14 protein-coding genes are annotated in these 16,254 nt (G+C 65.2%); 10 read left to right on the forward strand and 4 right to left on the reverse strand.

The window, feature by feature from the left end; all coding sequences use genetic code 11:
- The first annotated feature begins 10 nt into the window (after nucleotides 1-10).
- The 6 genes from E4J89_RS12800 to E4J89_RS12825 all read left to right on the forward strand — a co-directional run bounded on the left by E4J89_RS12800 (nucleotide 11) and on the right by E4J89_RS12825 (nucleotide 7,080).
- Nucleotides 11-1,189: an acyl-CoA dehydrogenase family protein gene (locus E4J89_RS12800; RefSeq protein ID WP_240691877.1), complete on the forward strand. Its 1,179-nt coding sequence runs from the start codon at nucleotides 11-13 to the stop codon at nucleotides 1,187-1,189.
- Between the two features lie 34 nt (nucleotides 1,190-1,223).
- On the forward strand, nucleotides 1,224-1,679 hold the full coding sequence (locus E4J89_RS12805) for a MaoC family dehydratase (RefSeq protein WP_136786530.1): 456 nt from the start codon (nucleotides 1,224-1,226) through the stop codon (nucleotides 1,677-1,679).
- Nucleotides 1,680-1,938: 259 nt separating this feature from the next.
- Nucleotides 1,939-2,934, forward strand: a complete 996-nt coding sequence (locus E4J89_RS12810) for an ABC transporter substrate-binding protein (RefSeq protein WP_136786531.1) — start codon at nucleotides 1,939-1,941, stop codon at nucleotides 2,932-2,934.
- Between the two features lie 205 nt (nucleotides 2,935-3,139).
- Nucleotides 3,140-4,138: an ABC transporter substrate-binding protein gene (locus E4J89_RS12815; RefSeq protein WP_136786532.1), complete on the forward strand. Its 999-nt coding sequence runs from the start codon at nucleotides 3,140-3,142 to the stop codon at nucleotides 4,136-4,138.
- A 159-nt stretch (nucleotides 4,139-4,297) separates the two neighbouring features.
- Complete coding sequence (locus tag E4J89_RS12820) at nucleotides 4,298-5,290, forward strand: ABC transporter substrate-binding protein (RefSeq protein ID WP_136786533.1); 993 nt, start codon at nucleotides 4,298-4,300, stop codon at nucleotides 5,288-5,290.
- A gap of 221 nt (nucleotides 5,291-5,511) precedes the next feature.
- Nucleotides 5,512-7,080, forward strand: a complete 1,569-nt coding sequence (locus E4J89_RS12825; RefSeq protein ID WP_136786534.1) for a long-chain fatty acid--CoA ligase — start codon at nucleotides 5,512-5,514, stop codon at nucleotides 7,078-7,080.
- Nucleotides 7,081-7,274: 194 nt separating this feature from the next.
- On the opposite strand, the gene E4J89_RS12830 is transcribed toward E4J89_RS12825, so the two are convergent.
- On the reverse strand, nucleotides 7,275-7,895 hold the full coding sequence (locus E4J89_RS12830; protein WP_136786535.1) for a helix-turn-helix transcriptional regulator: 621 nt from the start codon (nucleotides 7,893-7,895) through the stop codon (nucleotides 7,275-7,277).
- A gap of 224 nt (nucleotides 7,896-8,119) precedes the next feature.
- Between E4J89_RS12830 and E4J89_RS12835 the strand changes: the two genes are divergently transcribed.
- The gene (locus tag E4J89_RS12835) at nucleotides 8,120-9,184 is read left to right on the forward strand and encodes an aromatic ring-hydroxylating dioxygenase subunit alpha (RefSeq protein WP_136786585.1); all 1,065 of its coding nucleotides are present in this window, start codon (nucleotides 8,120-8,122) and stop codon (nucleotides 9,182-9,184) included.
- Between the two features lie 20 nt (nucleotides 9,185-9,204).
- Entirely contained in the window at nucleotides 9,205-10,218 is a 1,014-nt protein-coding gene (locus E4J89_RS12840) for a PDR/VanB family oxidoreductase (protein ID WP_136786536.1), read from the forward strand.
- A gap of 226 nt (nucleotides 10,219-10,444) precedes the next feature.
- Here the strand turns inward: E4J89_RS12840 and E4J89_RS12845 are convergent, their stop codons facing one another.
- Both E4J89_RS12845 and E4J89_RS12850 read right to left on the reverse strand, forming a co-directional pair.
- Nucleotides 10,445-11,188 carry a maleylpyruvate isomerase family mycothiol-dependent enzyme gene (locus E4J89_RS12845; RefSeq protein ID WP_136786537.1) on the reverse strand — a complete coding sequence of 248 codons (744 nt, stop codon included), beginning with the start codon at nucleotides 11,186-11,188 and terminating at the stop codon, nucleotides 10,445-10,447.
- Nucleotides 11,189-11,412: 224 nt separating this feature from the next.
- Nucleotides 11,413-12,720 (reverse strand): MFS transporter, encoded by a 1,308-nt coding sequence (locus E4J89_RS12850; RefSeq protein WP_136786538.1) that lies wholly within the window; start codon nucleotides 12,718-12,720, stop codon nucleotides 11,413-11,415.
- Nucleotides 12,721-12,881: 161 nt separating this feature from the next.
- Here E4J89_RS12850 and E4J89_RS12855 point away from each other — a divergent pair, with 161 nt between their 5' ends.
- Nucleotides 12,882-13,748 carry a methylenetetrahydrofolate reductase gene (locus E4J89_RS12855; protein ID WP_136786539.1) on the forward strand — a complete coding sequence of 289 codons (867 nt, stop codon included), beginning with the start codon at nucleotides 12,882-12,884 and terminating at the stop codon, nucleotides 13,746-13,748.
- Nucleotides 13,749-14,115: 367 nt separating this feature from the next.
- On the forward strand, nucleotides 14,116-14,415 hold the full coding sequence (locus E4J89_RS12860) for a hypothetical protein (protein WP_136786540.1): 300 nt from the start codon (nucleotides 14,116-14,118) through the stop codon (nucleotides 14,413-14,415).
- 192 nt (nucleotides 14,416-14,607) lie between these two features.
- Here the strand turns inward: E4J89_RS12860 and E4J89_RS12865 are convergent, their stop codons facing one another.
- On the reverse strand, nucleotides 14,608-16,014 hold the full coding sequence (locus tag E4J89_RS12865; protein ID WP_136786541.1) for an aminomethyltransferase family protein: 1,407 nt from the start codon (nucleotides 16,012-16,014) through the stop codon (nucleotides 14,608-14,610).
- Between the last annotated feature and the right edge of the window lie 240 nt (nucleotides 16,015-16,254).

A 16,254-nucleotide genomic window follows, 5' to 3' on the forward strand; every position in this document is an offset into this window, starting at 1 on the left:
GGCCGGGACTATGTCCGAGCAGTTCTACCCGTCCGACCAGTACGGCTACGCCACCCTGCTGACCGACGCCGAACGCGGCGTGCTCGGCCGGCTGCGCACGGTGCTGCAGGAGCAGGTCCACCCGCTGCTGGCCGACTACTGGGAACAGGGCGAGTTCCCGTACCAGATCGCCCAACCGCTCTACGACCTGGACCTGATGGCTCCGGCAGAACTGACCGAGGGCGGTGCCAAGCCGTCCGGGCTGTATGAGGGCTTCCGCAACTTTGAACTCGCCCGGACGGACGCGTCTGTTGCCACCTTCTACAACGCACAGTCCGGGCTGTTCCGCACCGCCGTCAACCTGGGCGGCAGCGCAGAGCAGGCCGCCGAGCTGGACCCGAAGATCCGCAGTTTCGAGTTTAAGGGCGTTTTCGCGCTGACCGAACCGGAGCACGGGTCGGACATCGCCGGCGGCCTGGAAACCAGCGCCCGGCGCGACGGCGACGAGTGGATTATCGACGGCGCCAAGCGGTGGATCGGCGGTGCCGTTACTGCCGATGTGCTGGCGATCTTTGCCCGCGACCAGGCCGACGGCCAGGTCAAGTGCTTCCTGGTGCCGACCGATGCCCCCGGCGTCGAGCTTTCCAAGATCCTGCGCAAGACCTCGCTGCGGATGATGCAGAACGCGGACATCACGCTGACCGGCGTGCGGGTCCCGGACTCGGCCCGGCTGCAGAATGTGAACTCGTTCGCGGACGTGGCCTCGCTGCTGCGGAACATGCGCTCGGACGTTGCCTGGATCGCCACCGGGCTGCAGGCCGGGGCTTACGAGGCAGCGCTGCGCTACGTCAAGGAGCGGAAGCAGTTCGGCAAGCCGCTGGCCGGCTTCCAGCTGATTCAGGAGAAGCTCGCCACCATGCTCGGGAACGTCACGGCGTCGCTCGGCATGGCGGTGCGGCTGACCCAGCAGCAGGAGGAAGGCATCTACAAGGACGAAAATTCCGCCTTGGCCAAGATGTTCTGCAGCGCCCGGATGCGCGAGACCGTCGCCCTGGCGCGCGAAGTGGTCGGAGGCAACGGCATCACGCTGGACACCGACGTCGCGCGCTTCCATGCCGATGCAGAGGCCGTCTATTCCTACGAGGGCACGCACGAAATCAACGCCCTGATCGTCGGCCGGGCCATTACCGGCACCGGCGCCTTCCGCTAGACCTCAGCTACACCACATTTCCCAAGGAGCAATCATGAGCAACACCGTCGTCAACTTCGAAGATCTGCCCAACCTGGTCGGCAAGGACCTCGGCTACACCGACTACCGGGAGATCACCCAAGACCAGATCAACACCTTCGCGGACGCCACCGACGACCACCAGTGGATCCACACCGACGTGGAGAAGGCCAAGGAGGGCCCCTTCGGAGCACCGATCGCGCACGGCTTCCTGACCTTGTCCCTGGTCATCCCGCTGTGGAGCGAACTGTTCGACGTCGAAGGCGTCAAGACCAAGGTCAACTACGGACTCGACCGGGTGCGCTTCACCAACCCGGTCAAGGCCGGCGCCAAGGTCCGCATGCACTCCACGATCTCCGAGGTCACGGAGGTCAAGGGCGGCGTGCAGATCAAGACCAACAACACCATCGAGATCGAGGGCGAGGAGCGTCCGGCGGTCATCGCTGAGTTCCTGGCGCGCTTCTACGTCTGATAGCCCGGCTGTGTCCGGTCCCGGCTCCAGGCCCTCCAGGGTTTCGGGGCCGGGGGCGTGGCCTCAGCAGGGGCCGGGGCCGTGGCCGGGTTCGGTGCTGAGGCCGGAACCGGGTGCCGTAAACCGGAGCGCATGTCACAAACGGGCCACAACTATTGATTTATTCAACTATTGTATCTACGTTGTACTTAGCTGTGGTGCTGGTCACAGTCAGCCCCCGACGGTCGGGGGACGGCACCACGGACCCAAGGAGCGATTCATGAAGAAGCACTTGGCCAAATTGTTGGCCGGCGGCGCGATTGCCGCCATGGCACTGACCGGCTGCGGATCCGGCTCTCCGTCCGGATCCAGCGGAGCCCCAGCCGCGGAGTCCGGTGCCGCCGACAGCGGTCTGACCAAGATCGCGGTCGGCGTGCTGCCGATCGCACCGTCCGGCGCCATGCAGTACGGCATCGACGAAGGCATCTTTGAAAAGCACGGGCTCGACGTCGAGCTCCAGACCGGCCAGGGCGGCGCGGCAATGCTGCCGGCCGTTTCCACCGGCACGATGAACTTTGCGGTGGGCAACCCGCTGTCGGTGATGACCGCGGTGGACAAGGGCCTCGACATGAAAATCGTCTCGGGCTATAGCGCTTCCCGGGCCGAAGGCGAAGACAACAATGCGGTGATCGTCAAGGCCGATTCGGGGATCGAGAGCTTCGCCGATCTGGCCGGCAAGACCACTGCCGTCAACACCCTCAAGACTCAGGGCGACCTGACCATCATGGAGTCGGCTGCCGAGGACGGTGCCGATCCGTCCAAGCTGAAGTTCAGCGAAATGCCGTTCCCGGACATGGAAGCGCAGCTGGAACGTGGCAACGTGGACGCCATCTGGGTTCCGGAGCCGTTCCAGTCCAAGGCGCTGGCCAACAAGGACTACAAGCTGCTGGGCTACCCGAACCAGAAGACTCTGCCGGGCCTGCCCACCATGGTGACCTTCACCAGCGGCAGCTACGCCGAGCAGAACCCCGAGATCGTTGCCGACTTCAAGGCCGCCGTGACCGAAACCCTGAAGGGTGCCGAAGCGGACAACGACAGCGTGCGCGCTGTCCTGCCGGACTTCATGGGCATGCCGGAAGAGGTGGCCAAGAACCTCAAGATGGAGGTTTTCGACGGCGAGGTGCGCAGCCAGGTGCTCAGCGACATGGGTGAGCTGATGGTCAAGTACAAGTACGTAGACAACCAGCCGGATGTGCAGGCCATGACCGTGAAGTAGGTCCGGTCCAGCATTGAGCAGGGGCGGTTTCCGGAATTCCGGGAACCGCCCCTGCTGCGTGTGGCGCCGCGGCCGCGGTGGTTCCGAGCGGTAGGTCAAAGTATTAACTGCACGGAGCGGTGCCCAGCGGGCCCATACTGTGGCCTGCCGGAGAGTGGCTGCCTAGACTCCCAAGAAACCGTGAAACGACACGAGGGAGTGCACCATGAAGCGACTTGCCACCATCGTCTGTGCCGCCGCCGTCGCGGCAGTTCTGGCGGCCTGCGGCGGCGGATCGCCGTCCGGCGGGCCGGCGGCAACCGACGGCGGCGGCGCTTCGCCGGCGGAGGGGATGACCGCAGTGACGGTGGGGGCGATTCCGATCGGCGACGTGGCGCCCCTCCACCTGGGCAAGGCCAAAGGGTTCTTCGAAGAGGAAGGGCTCGACCTGACCATCGAAAACACCACCGGCGGCGCGGTCTCCGTCCCGGGGGTGGTGAGCGGCAGCTTCGACTTTGCCTTCGGCAACACCGTCTCACTGATGGTGGCCCGCGATCAGGGGCTGGACCTGAAGTACGTGGTTAACGGAACCCGCGCCTCTGACGAGGACGACGTCGACTTTGCCGGCGTCGTGGTGGCGAAGGATTCGGACATCAAGTCGGTCACCGATCTGGAAGGCAAGACGGTCTCCTCCAACAATCTGGCCAACATCGGCGACACCACCATCCGGACCGCCGTGGACAAGGCCGGCGGCGACGGCTCGAGCCTGAAGTTCGTGGAGGTCGCGTTCCCTGACGCACTGGCCGCCGTGGAGAACGGCCAAGTGGACGCCGCCCTTATCCTGGAGCCCTTCCTGACCTCCGCCATCAAGAGCGGGGCGCGGGTAGTCTCCTGGCCGTACCGCGGAACCCACCCGAACCTGGATATCGGTGGCTACTTCGCCTCTGCGGACAAGATCCAGCAGGACCCGGAGCTGGTGGAGAAGTTCACCGCGGCCATGACCAAGTCGATGAACTACGCGCAAGAGAACCCAGATGAGGTCAGGGAGATCATCGGCACCTACACCAAGACCGACCCGGCACTTCTGCAGGAAATCGTATTGCCGCGCTTCGACCCGCAGTTCGACCGCGATGCCGCCCAGACGCTCGCTGATGCTGTGCTGAAGTACGGCACCGTCGACAAGGAAGTGGATCTCGACGCGCTGCTCCCTGCCAGCACACAGTAGGGCCGGCAGCGGGAGGCAGGCTGCCCCACCACTGCGGCCGAGGATCAGCGTTGATAACAATCCGGATGCTTCGTTGACGTCGAGCACTATGGACGTAGATACTGTGAGTGATCTGGGGCACACCCGTGCCTAGTGAAGGATTGATGGGAGAGGGAACCCGTGAAGAAAATCAGGGCAGCAGTGGCACTGGCGGCGGTGCTGGCATTGACGGCGTGCGGCGGTGGAAGCCCGTCGGGCGGCGGCGGGGAAACAGCTCCCGCGGGCGGCGGCGAAGCATCCGGCGGCATGACGAAGATCAATGTGGGCGTTATCCCGATCGTGGACGTGGCGCCGATCTACCTGGGCAAGGAGGAGGGCTTCTTCGAAGAAGAGGGGCTGGACCTGGAGTTGACCCTGGCGCAGGGCGGTGCCGCGATCATTCCGGCCATCACGAGCGGCCAGATGGACTTCGGGTTCAGCAACGTCACCTCATTGGTCATCGCCCGCTCCAAGGGCCTGGACATGAAGATGGTGGCCAACGGCGTTGCCACCACGGGCGACCGGGATAAGGACTTCGCCGCTGTCATGGTCAAGCCGGACAGTGGCATCAAGGAAATCAAGGACCTGGTGGGCAAGCGGATCGGCGTCAATACGCTCAATAACATCAGCGACTCCACCGTCCGCGAGGCTGTGGAACAGTCCGGTGGCGATTCGTCCAACCTGAACTTCGTGGAAATGCCGTTCCCGGATATGCCGGCCGCGCTGGCAAACGACCAGGTCGACGCAATTGCCGCCGTCGAGCCGTTCGCGACCATTGTGGCCGGCGACGGCGCAGTGCCGGTCTTCTCCAACTACGCGTATCCCGTCAAGGATCTGACCGTAGCTACCTACTTCACCTCGGACAAGAACATGCAGGAGAAGCCGGAAATCACCGAAGCGTTCGTCCGGGCGATGAAGAAGTCGCTGGCTTTCGCCGATGAGAACCCTGACCGCGTACGCGAAATCCTGCCGACCTACACGAAGCTGGACCCGGCCGTGATCGAGAAGCTGACCCTGCCGAAGTTCCCGCAGGAAGTCAATGCCGACTCGATCAAGGAGATCGCCGATATCTCGCTGAAGAACGGCCTGATTGACCAGCTTCCGGACATGGAGGCGCTGCTGCCGCAGCAGTAAGACAGCAGGTCCCGCACCAAGCGCCGATGATGCCTCTTCCCTCTCGGAAGGGGCATCATCGCTGTCTGGCGACCCCCGGCGGAGCTGTAGTCGAGCGGTATTCTCAACTATTGACTTTTTCAACTAAGAGACATTAGGTTGGGGTGTGGGCCATGGTGACGCGCTTCACTGCGGCTTCGCTGGGTAGCCCGGGCGCCGGGTACGTCGAAAGGGTTTGAACGATGCAGAATCAGGGGCTCGGTGCCTGGATCCATAAGCGCCGCATGAAGTCCGCGGCCAAGACCGCGATCATCAGCTCGGCGGGCGAGATGAGCTACGGCGAATTTGCCGAGCGGGTCGACCGGCTGGCCAATGCGCTGGCGGACCGCGGCATCGCGCGGGGCGACAGGGTTGCCTATCTGGGGGAGAACCACCCGGCCTTTTTGGAGACGTTCTTTGCCTGCGGCACGTTGGGCGCGATTTTCGTTCCGCTGAACACCCGGCTGGCTCCGCCGGAGATTCAGTTCGCGCTGCAGGATTCGGGCAGCCGCATTCTGGTCCACGCCCGCAGCCTGGAGCCTTTGGCCGTCCGCGGCAGTTCGCTGCTGGAGCTCAGCCACCGGATCGTGGTGGAAGACGCGCCGGCCGGAATGGCCGCTGTGCAGACGGCACCCGAGGCAGGCGGGCGGGGCACCGCCGTCGAGCTGTTGGAAGAGGTGATCGCCTCCGGCAGCGCAGAGCGCCGCGACGTGGCCGTCTCGCTCGATGATCCGGCCATGATCCTCTACACGTCCGGCACCACCGGCCGGCCGAAGGGCGCGCTGCTCACGCACGGCAACATGACCTGGAACAGCATCAATGTGCTGGTGGATTTCGACATGGCCAGCAGCGACGTCGCGCTGATGATCGCGCCGATGTTCCATGTGGCATCGCTCGGCATGGGCGTGCTGCCGGCGCTGCTCAAGGGCGCCACCGTGGTGCTTGAGCCGAAGTTTGAACCCGGCCGGACCCTGATGCTGATCGAGAAGTACAAGGCCACCGCCATTAGCGGCGTGCCGACCACCTACCAACTGCTGTGCGAGCACCCCGACTGGGATAAGACCGACATCAGTTCGCTGAACAAGCTGACCTGCGGGGGCTCAGCGGTGCCGATGCGGGTGCTGGAGGCTTACGAGGCGCGCGGACTGTCCTTCACTAACGGTTACGGCATGACGGAGACGGCCCCCGGCGCCACCACGCTGGCGGCCGAGAAATCACGCCCGAAGGCCGGTTCCGCAGGACTTCCGCACTTCTTCACCGACGTCCGGATTGCCGACCCGATGGGCGACGTGCTGCCGGCGCGCGAGGTGGGCGAGATCCAGATTTCCGGCCCCAATGTCATCCGCGAGTACTGGAACCGGCCCGATGCCACGGCCGAAAGCTATGCCGACGGCGTCTGGTTCAAGTCCGGCGACATGGGCTACGTGGACGACGAAGGCTTCCTGTTCATTTCCGACCGGCTGAAGGACATGATCATCTCCGGCGGCGAGAACATCTACCCGGCCGAGGTGGAGCAGATCATCCTGGAGTTGGAGGCGGTCAGCAGCGCGGCGGTGATCGGTGTTCCGGACGAGAAGTGGGGCGAAGTGCCGCGTGCGGTGGTGACCGTCCGCGAAGGCTTTGCGGTGACCGCCGAGGACATCCAGCAGCACCTGGACGGGAGGCTGGCCCGCTACAAGATCCCCAAGTCGGTGGTGATCGTGGAGGACCTGCCGCGGACCGCCAGCGGCAAGATCCGCAAGGCCGACCTGCGCAAGGAATACTCCAACTAGCCTGCTCGTGGCCACCGGTGCCGCCGTCGTTCCCGCTCAGGGCAGCGACGGCGGCCGGAGCTGTTCTGCGGCGGACGGCGGCGGGGCCGCAGCCCCTCTCTGCCGCGGATAACGACGGCGGTGCCGCAGTCCCACTCTGCCGCGGATAACGACGGCGGTGCCCGGCGTCGGCTCCTCCGGAGCCGGGGGCCGGGCTACTTCTTGGTGCCGGCTCCCTGCCGGGAACTCCGCCGGTTGGCGTAGAGGTCGTCGATCAGGTCCAGCCCGCGCTCGGCCCACGCTATCTCCTGCTCGGCCCGGGCTACCAAGCCCTCATACGTGAACCTCTTGAAGGCCTTGACCCGGTCGCGGTCAGCTTCGGGCGTGCCGGCCAGGCGCCGGTTCAGCATTTCACTGGCGTCCTGGTCGATCTCGCGGATGCGCTGCTCCCATTGCTGGCGCAGCCCGGTGTGGTGCTCAATGTGCGCGCGCATCTGCTCACGCGCGGCTTCGGGCGCGGCCCACTCCAGGTAAGCGGCCTTCAGGTGTGCTGGATCCCGCACCCGGGTGTACTCGAGCGTGGTGTTCATCCAGTCCCGGAACGCTTGCACGCCGGCATCGGTGATGTGGTAGCGGCGCTTCTTGCCGCGCTGGCCCCAGGTGACCTCCTCGCCGTCGAGCAGGCCTTCCTTCTCCATCCGCCGCAGCTCGGGATAGATCTGAGAGTCCGGGGCGTGCCACACGTGCCCTACGGAGGCCTCGAATTCCTTGTAGAGGTCGTAGCCGGTCATGGGCTCAACGCTGAGTAGCGCCAGCAGGGCGTAGCGAAGACTCATTGATCCAACTTTCTTTTGAGCTGTGTTGCCAATCACTATATCCATCGATAGTCTGAGAGCCACGCCACTATCTATGTTGATAGTTAGTTAGCGGATCCGGAGACGGCGCCGCCATCGGCCAAATATAACTGAGCCTGCCTCGCTGACGAGGTCGGCTCGCGCTACCGGAAGGAACCGTTGTGACCGCTGCAGTGCAGACCGCCAGCTCCACCACCCACAAGGTCATGGGCCACCCGCTCAACGCGTGGTACGTGGCGGCCTGGGACCACGAGGTCACCCGCAAGCCGATGGCCCGCCGTATCGCCAACCGGCCGCTGGCGCTGTACCGCACCGAAGGCGGAAAAGCCGTTGCGCTCGCCGACGCGTGCTGGCACCGCCTCGCGCCGCTCTCCATGGGCAAGACCCTGGGCAAAGACGGAATTCAGTGCCCGTACCACGGCATTGTCTACAACTCCGCCGGACGTTGTGTCTCGATGCCGGCGCAGGAGACCATCAACCCGTCGGCCACCGTCCCGTCCTTCCCAGTGGTGGAGCGCCACCGCTACGTCTGGGTGTGGCTGGGCGACCCGACGCAGGCTGATCCGGACCTGGTGCCGGACATGCACCAGATGGACTCGCCCGAATGGGCGGGCGACGGCGAGACCATCCACGCCGACTGCAACTACCAGTTAGTGCTGGACAACCTGATGGACCTGACCCACGAAGAGTTCGTGCACTCGTCCTCGATTGGGCAGGAAGAGCTCAGCGAATCCGACTTCGTGGTCAGCCATGAGGGCAGCACCGTCACAGTGACCCGCTGGATGCACAATATCGACGCCCCGCCTTTCTGGCTGAAGAACATGCGGGACAAGTTCCCCGGCTTCGAGGGCAAGGTGGACCGCTGGCAGATCATCACGTTCCAAGCCCCGTCCACCATCTGCATCGACGTCGGGGTGGCCAAGGCCGGCACCGGTGCACCGGAAGGGGACCGCAGCCAGGGTGTGAACGGATTCGTGATGAACACGATCTCGCCGGAAACCGACAGGTCCTGCCACTACTTCTGGGCGTTCATGCGCAACTACCGGCTGGACAGCCAGCTGATCACCACGCAGCTGCGCGACGGCGTGCACGGCGTCTTCGGCGAGGACGAGGAAATGCTCAAGGCGCAGCAGGCGGCCATCGACGCGAATCCGGATTACGAGTTCTACAACCTCAACATCGACTCCGGCGGCATGTGGGTGCGCCGGCTGATCGAGCGGATGCTGGTCGCCGAGGGCCGGATGGCTTCTGCCGTCCAGGCCGGCGTCTGAAGGAAGGCGCAGGCGACAACATGGCAGCAACAAACGTAGAAGTCTGGCAGCATGCCACCGTAGTAGAGGTGCAGGACGTGGCGGCCGGCATCCGGCGGATCGTGCTGGAGCCGGCCCTGCCGAAGAACGCAGAACCGGGGTCGCATGTTGACCTGAAAGTCCGGATTGCCGGCCAGCAAGACAAACGCTCCTACTCCATCGTGGACTCCTCCGACGGCGGACGCCGCCTCGCGCTGAGCGTGCTGAAGGCGCCGGCTTCGCGGGGCGGATCGGAATTCATGCACACGCTGGCGGCCGGCGACAGGCTGGAAATCACTCAGCCGCTGCAGAATTTCCCCCTGCGGGTCGGGGCCGAGCGGTACATCCTGCTGGCCGGGGGCATCGGCGTGACCGCGATCGTCAACATGGCGCGGGTGCTCAAGGCCGTGAAGGCGGATTACCGCGTGGTGTATGCCGGCCGCAGCCGCGAGGCGATGGCCTACCTGGACCAGTTGCAGGAGGAGCACGGAGACCGGCTGCAGGTCCACGTGGACGATGAGGCCACGTCGCTGCAGGTGGGTGAGCTGGTGGCCGGCGCGGACATGGATACCGAACTGTACATGTGCGGACCGATTCGGCTGATGGACGCCGTCCGCCGCGCCTGGAAGGAACGCGAGCTGCCGGTGCCGAACCTGCGCTACGAGACCTTCGGCAACAGTGGCTGGTACGACCCGGAGGAATTCGTGGTGCGGATCCCGCGGCTGGGCATCGAGGCCACGGTGGGCCAGGGCCGTTCCATGCTTGAGGCCCTCGAAGAGGCCGGTGCGGACATGATGTTCGACTGCCGCAAGGGTGAATGCGGCCTCTGCGAAGTCCGCGTGCTGGAACTGGACGGTGCGATCGACCACCGGGACGTCTTCTACAGTGAGCGCCAGCAGCGGGCAGCGGAAAAGATGTGCTGCTGCGTGTCCCGCGCCGTGACCTCCGGCACCGGGGCAAAGGCGGACGCCGCTCCCGGCCGAGGCCCCGCCGTCGTCACCATCGACGTGTCCTAACCCGCCCGCCATCCGGTGATCGACCAAGGGCGCTTGCGCCCGCCCTCCGGTGATCGACCAAAGGCGCTTGCGCCTGCGCGGAGATCCGGCCCGGCAGTGTCTCCACGCGCTTCGCTTGGTCGACAACCGGCCTCCGATGATCGGCCAAAGGCCCCCACGCCCGGCCTCCGGTGATCGACCAAAGGCGCTTGCGCCTGCGCGGAGATCCGAGCGGCTGCCGCCGGGCTCAGATCCAGCGCGGTGCTTGGAGCGTATCCGGCCTGTTGGAAGTAATGCCGCGGGTGGATCGGCCGGCCGCCCACGCGGTGATGTCCGGGAGGGTTCCGGTGACGATGACCGGGTCGGCGGACGTAGCGTCGCCGAGTTGCGTGACGCCGCCAGAGCCTAGGACGTCCAGGCGCAGGTTTTTGTCGTCGCCGCGCTTGTGCCAGGCGCCAGTGATGTCCTTGAGCAGGCGTTCGAGCACGTCGGAGGGCATGTCAGCGAAGCTGGCGCCGTTGTCGAGGTCGACGGCGTGGATCCAGACTTCGCGGGTCCGCCACCATACGGTTTCGGCGGCCGGTGCGGTGTAGCCCTGGGCGGCTTTGACCTCGTGTGCCCACGCTTCTTGAGGTGTGTTCCGCCATGCAACGTCGAGCTGGTTGGCGGACTGTTCGTAGAGGTCGCGCAATTCGACCGGGGAGAGCGTGGCGCCATGCTCGATTTCTTCGTTCCGGGCCTGTCGCGAGGAGTACATCGGCGTTTCCACGCCGGTGTTGGCCCACTCGATCAAGCGCGCGATGGCGCGGGCGTTGTAGCCGACGTGGGCGATGACGTGGGCCCGGGTCCAGCCGGGCAGCAGCGAAGGCGCGGCGAACTCGTCGTCGGAGAGGTCGCTGAGCTTGCGGCCAAAGAAGTCGGTGCCGCGGCGGGCGGTGAGCAGCGCACGCCGGAGGTCCTGGTCCTGGGCGAGGTCCTGGTTTGCAACCATGATGTCTCCTGCAAATGGGTGGCCGGTGCGCGGCCCGCTCGCACGGGCATGCCTGGCGGTTCGGTTTCAACTACTGTCCCGGGGAGGTCCAGTCCCTCCTGCCGTCAAGCGTAGCGCTCGGAATGGCGCGGGCTCGGAGCCGGGGGAATAGAGCCCATGCCGCTGAGGGCGACGGCGGCGCTCAGGTGAGCGCCGCCGTCGTCCTCAGGTGCAGGCCTTTGCTGCTAGGCGCTGGCAGGCTCCACAGGTTCCAGCTTGCGTTCCAGCGGGTGCTCGATCTCATCCTTCAGCATGCCGCCGAACGTGAGTGCCAGCACCGCCAGCAGGGGCAGGGCCAGGCCCACCAGCAGGAAGATCAGCCAGATCGGCACCACTTCGCCCACCGGACCGGCCAGCGCCATGGACACCGGCATCAGCGCGAGCGAGACGAAGAAGTCAAGGCTGGAAATGCGGCCGAGCAGATGCGGCGGAACCCTGCGCTGCAGCAGCGTGCCCCAGATGACCTGGCCCGCACTGCCGGTGGCCCCGACCACGAACAGCGCCACCGCCATCACCCAGAAGCTGTCGGTAAAGCCGATGACCGCAATGGGCAGGGCGCCGGCCCCCCAGAACAGCAGCATCAAAGTGAGGTAGCGCCTGGGCAGCCGCAGGGAGGCAGTGAACAAGGCTCCCAGCGCCCCGCCGATGCCGAAGATGCCGAGCAGGAAGCCGAAGGTCTTCGAATCCCCGCCCAATTGGTCGGCGACGGCGAACGGCAGCAGCACCTCGATGGGGCCGATGAAAATGAGCACGCTCACTACGGCCCACAGCAGCGTCCAGAGCAGCCAGGGAGTCTTCAGCGTGTAGGTCACGCCTTCGCGCAGATCGGCCAGTACCGAACTGCGTTTGGCCGGGGGCTCGTCCTCGGCGGAGACCGACGCAACCGTTCCCTGATCCGGAACCAGCTCTTGGCCCAGAAAGTTCAGGATGACCAGCGCGGCCAGATGGCACAGCGAGATCCAGCCGATGGCTGCCGCGGGCGAGAAGGAAGCCACGACGATTCCTGCTAAAGCGGGGCCCGCCGCCTGCTGCAGCAGCGGGCGCATGGTGCCCTCCATGCCGTTGGCCGCCAGCAGATCCTCTGCCGGCAGTATTCTGGGCAGGATGGCCGAGTATGCGGGGAAGAAGAAAGCGGCTCCCACACCCAGCAGGAAGGCGGCGGCGGCGAGGTGCCACAGCTGCAACAGCCCGGTCAAGGCAAGCAGTGTCACGACGCCGATGGCCACCAGATTGGCTGCCTCCACACAGATGATCAGGCGGCGGCGCGGAAGCCGGTCGGCCGCGATGCCGCCCAGCAGCACGAAAGCCAGCAGGCCGACGCTTGAGCAAGTGGCGACAAGCGAGAGCTGAATGGGGCCGCCGCCCAGCGCGATGACCTGGTAGACCATGGCCACGGCCCACATCCCTGTGCCGAAAACCGAGATGGCCAGGGCGGAAATGAGGATCCGGTAGTTGCGGTGGGCGAAAGGCCTCAGCACGCGGGGCGTGGACATGATGGTTTCCTGGAGTTAGAAGGGAAGGCCTCAATAGTATCCGCCCAGTGATTGAGAAAAGCAAATCACTCCCAACCCTCTATGTCCGTAGTGCTTTTACGGCTAGACTCGCAGCAGGCCGGTCGGGAGTGATCGGCGCCACATGTGGAAGGACTGACACCATGGCCGACCCGAAACACGCTTCGTCAGACGCTGCCCGTGCGCTGCTCGATGACTTCTCGTTAGAGATGACGGGCAAGGACGTTCCCGCGCTGGAAGATGCGGCCGGCGCGATTCCTCCGGGCACGCTGATCAACGTGACTTTCCTGGGGAACGAGGACCTGCCCATGCGGGTATCCGCGGCAGCTGCCGTGAAGCGGCTCGGTTTCGTGCCGGTGCCGCACGTCTCCGCCCGCCGGTTGGCGTCGCAGGCGGAATTGGAGGATTTCCTGCAGGCCTTGTCGGCGGACGCAGCGCCGGCGAATGTTTTTGTGGTGGGCGGGGATCCGGCCGAGCCGATGGGGCCCTATCCGGACTCGTTGGAAGTCATCCGCACCGGCTTGCTCGCCAAGTACGGCATTCGCCGGGTGGGGATCAGCGGTTACCCGGAGGGCCACCCTGATATTTCCGACGACGTGCTGTGGCAGGCACTGGAGAACAAATATGCCGAATTGCAGCAGCAAAACCTGGAATCGGTCATCATCACCCAGTTCGGCTTCGACGTCGATCCGGTGTTCGCGTGGCTGGCCGAGGTCCGTCGTCGGGGAATCAATGCACCGGTGCGGATTGGCGTCCCGGGGCCGGCTGGGGTCAAGCGGCTGCTGAACTATGCCAAGCGTTTCGGCGTGGCCTCTTCGGCCGGAATCGTGCACAAGTACGGGTTCTCACTGACCAACCTGCTGGGCACCGCCGGACCGGACAAGTTCCTGGAGGAATTCGCCGGCCGCTACGATCCGGCAGTGCACGGCACGGTGAAGTTGCACTTCTACACTTTCGGCGGGATGAAGGCCACCGCGGAGTGGGTCACGGACTTCCGCGGCGGACGGTAGCGGGGCTTGCCGGTGCGGCGTCCGGTGCCGCGTGTTCGCGGGCTTCCGCGGCGGGCGGTAGCGGGGCTTGCCGGTGCGGCGTATTCGCGGGCCGGTGGCAGCGGACTTTCGCTCCCACCTCAGCGGGCCTTCGTTCCCACCTCAGCGGGCCTTCGCTCCCACCTATAGGAGTAACGTCCCATGTTTCAAAACGATTACCCCGCTCTGACTAGCGCGAATGGTTCGCCCGACTCTTAAGACGTGGGAGCGAACGGACGCCTGCGCAGCCCCCGGGACACGGCGAACGCGGTCTGGCGGCCCTGTTGCCTGCGACGGCTCTGTGATTAGGTGAAGATACGGCGCACGGGCGTCTGACGGGAGGAGTTCCATGAGCGAGCAAATCAACAATCCGGACCGCTATGACCGGAAGGACCGGGACGAGACCGCGGGCGAAACGTCCCGGGACGAAGAGGTACTGGCCCCGGGCGAATTGCCCCCGGACGCCAAGCAAGGTCTGGCCAACGTCTACGGCGATGCCGACCGCACCGCCATTGATGACCCGGTCAAGGCGCCCGGCCCCGAGGATGCCGCCGCCATCGAGCATATGGAACAGCACTACAGCGTCCGCGAAACAGAGACGGGCGAGCGGTACGTCGAAGAGACGGTCCTGCCGGAGGATGGCGACTAAAGCGCGCGGGGTCCCGCGTTCACCACGGATCGCCGGTGACGCCGGCCAGCGGCCAGTTCAGCACTGACGCGCTGGCCGGGACATCCGGCCAGGCCCAGTCCTTTACCAGCCGATTAACTGAAGCGGCGGGGAGGATGCCTTCGGGCACCCTCCCCGCCGTTCGCCGTCGTGCTCCTCAGGAGCAGCCGGACATCAGGCCTTCTTGCCGGAGCGCCAGCCGCCCGGGTAGTCCTGGCGGACCGCCGAGGAATACGGTACCGGGCTGACGATGGCGCGCACGTTCAGCTGCTGGTGCGGCTCCACCGTGGTCTTGCGGGACCCTCCGTCGGGCTCGCCCCACACCACGGTGACTTCGGTGCCCTCCGGCACGTCCGCGTCCACGGTGGCCAGGGACAGCGCTTTTTTCTCGTTCGCGGAGTAGCCGGTGAACATGGACAGGCCGATCGTCTCGCCGGCGGCGTCGAGCACGGCGTCATAGTTCGACGAGCCGTAGTTGGCCAGCGGCAGGTCGAAGTACTTGTACGAGGTGCCGTCGGCATCGAAGAGCGAGGCGAAGATCTTGGCCACGTCGTCGGCGTTCCATTCGAGCGTGACCTTTTTGCGCTGCGTTGCCGGGTCGATCTTCTCGAGGGCTTCGCGGCCAATGAAGTCGTGGTCGAATTTCACCATGTGGCCGTAGCCCAGCTCCCACGGGTTCAGGTAGTAGTCCTCGATCTTGTCGGAGACAAAGCTGCCCGCCACCGCGTTGACGGCCTCGTAGCTGTCGGCGCCGAGCCACTCGCGGTAGGAGCGCAGTTCCTCGCCGGTGTAAATGGCCGGCAGCGGCGACGGGATCCAGCCGGATTCCAGCGTGTTGGACGGATAGGCGCGGGAGCCGACGGCGAGCATGTCGAACTCTTGGCCGGCTTCCAGGATCGTGTCACGCACCTGGTCGTAAGTCTCGTACGGTCCCCAGATCTCCAGGCCCGGCGCGCCGGCCATGCCGTGGCGCAAGGTGTGGACCTGGCGGCCGGCCACCTGCATGTGATCCATGTTGAAGAACTTCAGCTGCTCCACCGGGCCGCCGTTGACCTTCTCGATTATCTTCCAGGCGTTCGGGCCCTGGATCTGGAAGCGCCAGTACTTGCGCTTCACCGGCTGGCCCATCGGCCGCGACGGGGACCGGCGGTCCACTTCGATGTCCACATCGTAGCCGCCGGTTTCACCGTGGTAGATCAGCCAGTTGGCGGCAGGGGAGCGGCCCACGTAGACGTACTCGCCTTCGGCCTCATGGAAGAGGATGCCGTCGCCGATCACGTGTCCGGCCGGCGTGGTGGGAACGTACTGCTTGGCCTTGTTGACCGGGAAGTTGGCCACCGAGTTGATGGCGGTATCCGAAATCAGCTTCAGGGCGTCCTTGCCCTTGATGAACAGGTTGTCCATGTGGTGCGACTGGTCGAACAGCACCGCGGACTCACGCCAGGCTCGCTGTTCGCTGCGCCAGTTGGTGAATTCCGGCGCGACGACCGGGTAGATGTAGGCGCCGAGCTGCGAGTTTCGCAGCAAATCGACGGTATTGCCGGATTGGTCCAGGACTTCCTGGAGGTTCTTTGCGCTCATGGGTACTTGTCCTCCTCGATGGCGGCTTGATTGTGATGCAGTGCACAATCCCAAGACACCTCGACTCTATATCTATGGAGGTAGATATGTCGACGGTTTTCGTCCGGGGAAAATCCGATGGCGGGGAAATAGGGAACGAAAATCTGCCTTTTTGATTGCGTCGCACAGGCCTAACGTGGAATCAGGGCCCGCCCAGCCAGGGATGCCCATCCCGAGCGACAGAAGCATGGAGGAACCGCC

This window comes from Arthrobacter sp. CAU 1506 (genome assembly GCF_005047635.1).
In the GTDB taxonomy this organism is placed as follows: Bacteria; Actinomycetota; Actinomycetes; order Actinomycetales; family Micrococcaceae; genus Crystallibacter.

What these genes read in the sequence shown, in the direction of transcription:
- E4J89_RS12840 (WP_136786536.1), top strand. Translation starts at nt 9,205, where the DNA reads ATGGCAGCAACAAACGTAGAAGTCTGGCAGCATGCCACCGTAGTAGAG.
- E4J89_RS12850 (WP_136786538.1), bottom strand. Translation starts at nt 12,720, where the DNA reads ATGTCCACGCCCCGCGTGCTGAGGCCTTTCGCCCACCGCAACTACCGG.
- E4J89_RS12845 (WP_136786537.1), bottom strand. Translation starts at nt 11,188, where the DNA reads ATGGTTGCAAACCAGGACCTCGCCCAGGACCAGGACCTCCGGCGTGCG.
- E4J89_RS12825 (WP_136786534.1), top strand. Translation starts at nt 5,512, where the DNA reads ATGCAGAATCAGGGGCTCGGTGCCTGGATCCATAAGCGCCGCATGAAG.
- E4J89_RS12865 (WP_136786541.1), bottom strand. Translation starts at nt 16,014, where the DNA reads ATGAGCGCAAAGAACCTCCAGGAAGTCCTGGACCAATCCGGCAATACC.
- E4J89_RS12800 (WP_240691877.1), top strand. Translation starts at nt 11, where the DNA reads ATGTCCGAGCAGTTCTACCCGTCCGACCAGTACGGCTACGCCACCCTG.
- E4J89_RS12810 (WP_136786531.1), top strand. Translation starts at nt 1,939, where the DNA reads ATGAAGAAGCACTTGGCCAAATTGTTGGCCGGCGGCGCGATTGCCGCC.
- E4J89_RS12855 (WP_136786539.1), top strand. Translation starts at nt 12,882, where the DNA reads ATGGCCGACCCGAAACACGCTTCGTCAGACGCTGCCCGTGCGCTGCTC.
- E4J89_RS12815 (WP_136786532.1), top strand. Translation starts at nt 3,140, where the DNA reads ATGAAGCGACTTGCCACCATCGTCTGTGCCGCCGCCGTCGCGGCAGTT.
- E4J89_RS12835 (WP_136786585.1), top strand. Translation starts at nt 8,120, where the DNA reads ATGGGCCACCCGCTCAACGCGTGGTACGTGGCGGCCTGGGACCACGAG.
- E4J89_RS12860 (WP_136786540.1), top strand. Translation starts at nt 14,116, where the DNA reads ATGAGCGAGCAAATCAACAATCCGGACCGCTATGACCGGAAGGACCGG.
- E4J89_RS12805 (WP_136786530.1), top strand. Translation starts at nt 1,224, where the DNA reads ATGAGCAACACCGTCGTCAACTTCGAAGATCTGCCCAACCTGGTCGGC.
- E4J89_RS12830 (WP_136786535.1), bottom strand. Translation starts at nt 7,895, where the DNA reads ATGAGTCTTCGCTACGCCCTGCTGGCGCTACTCAGCGTTGAGCCCATG.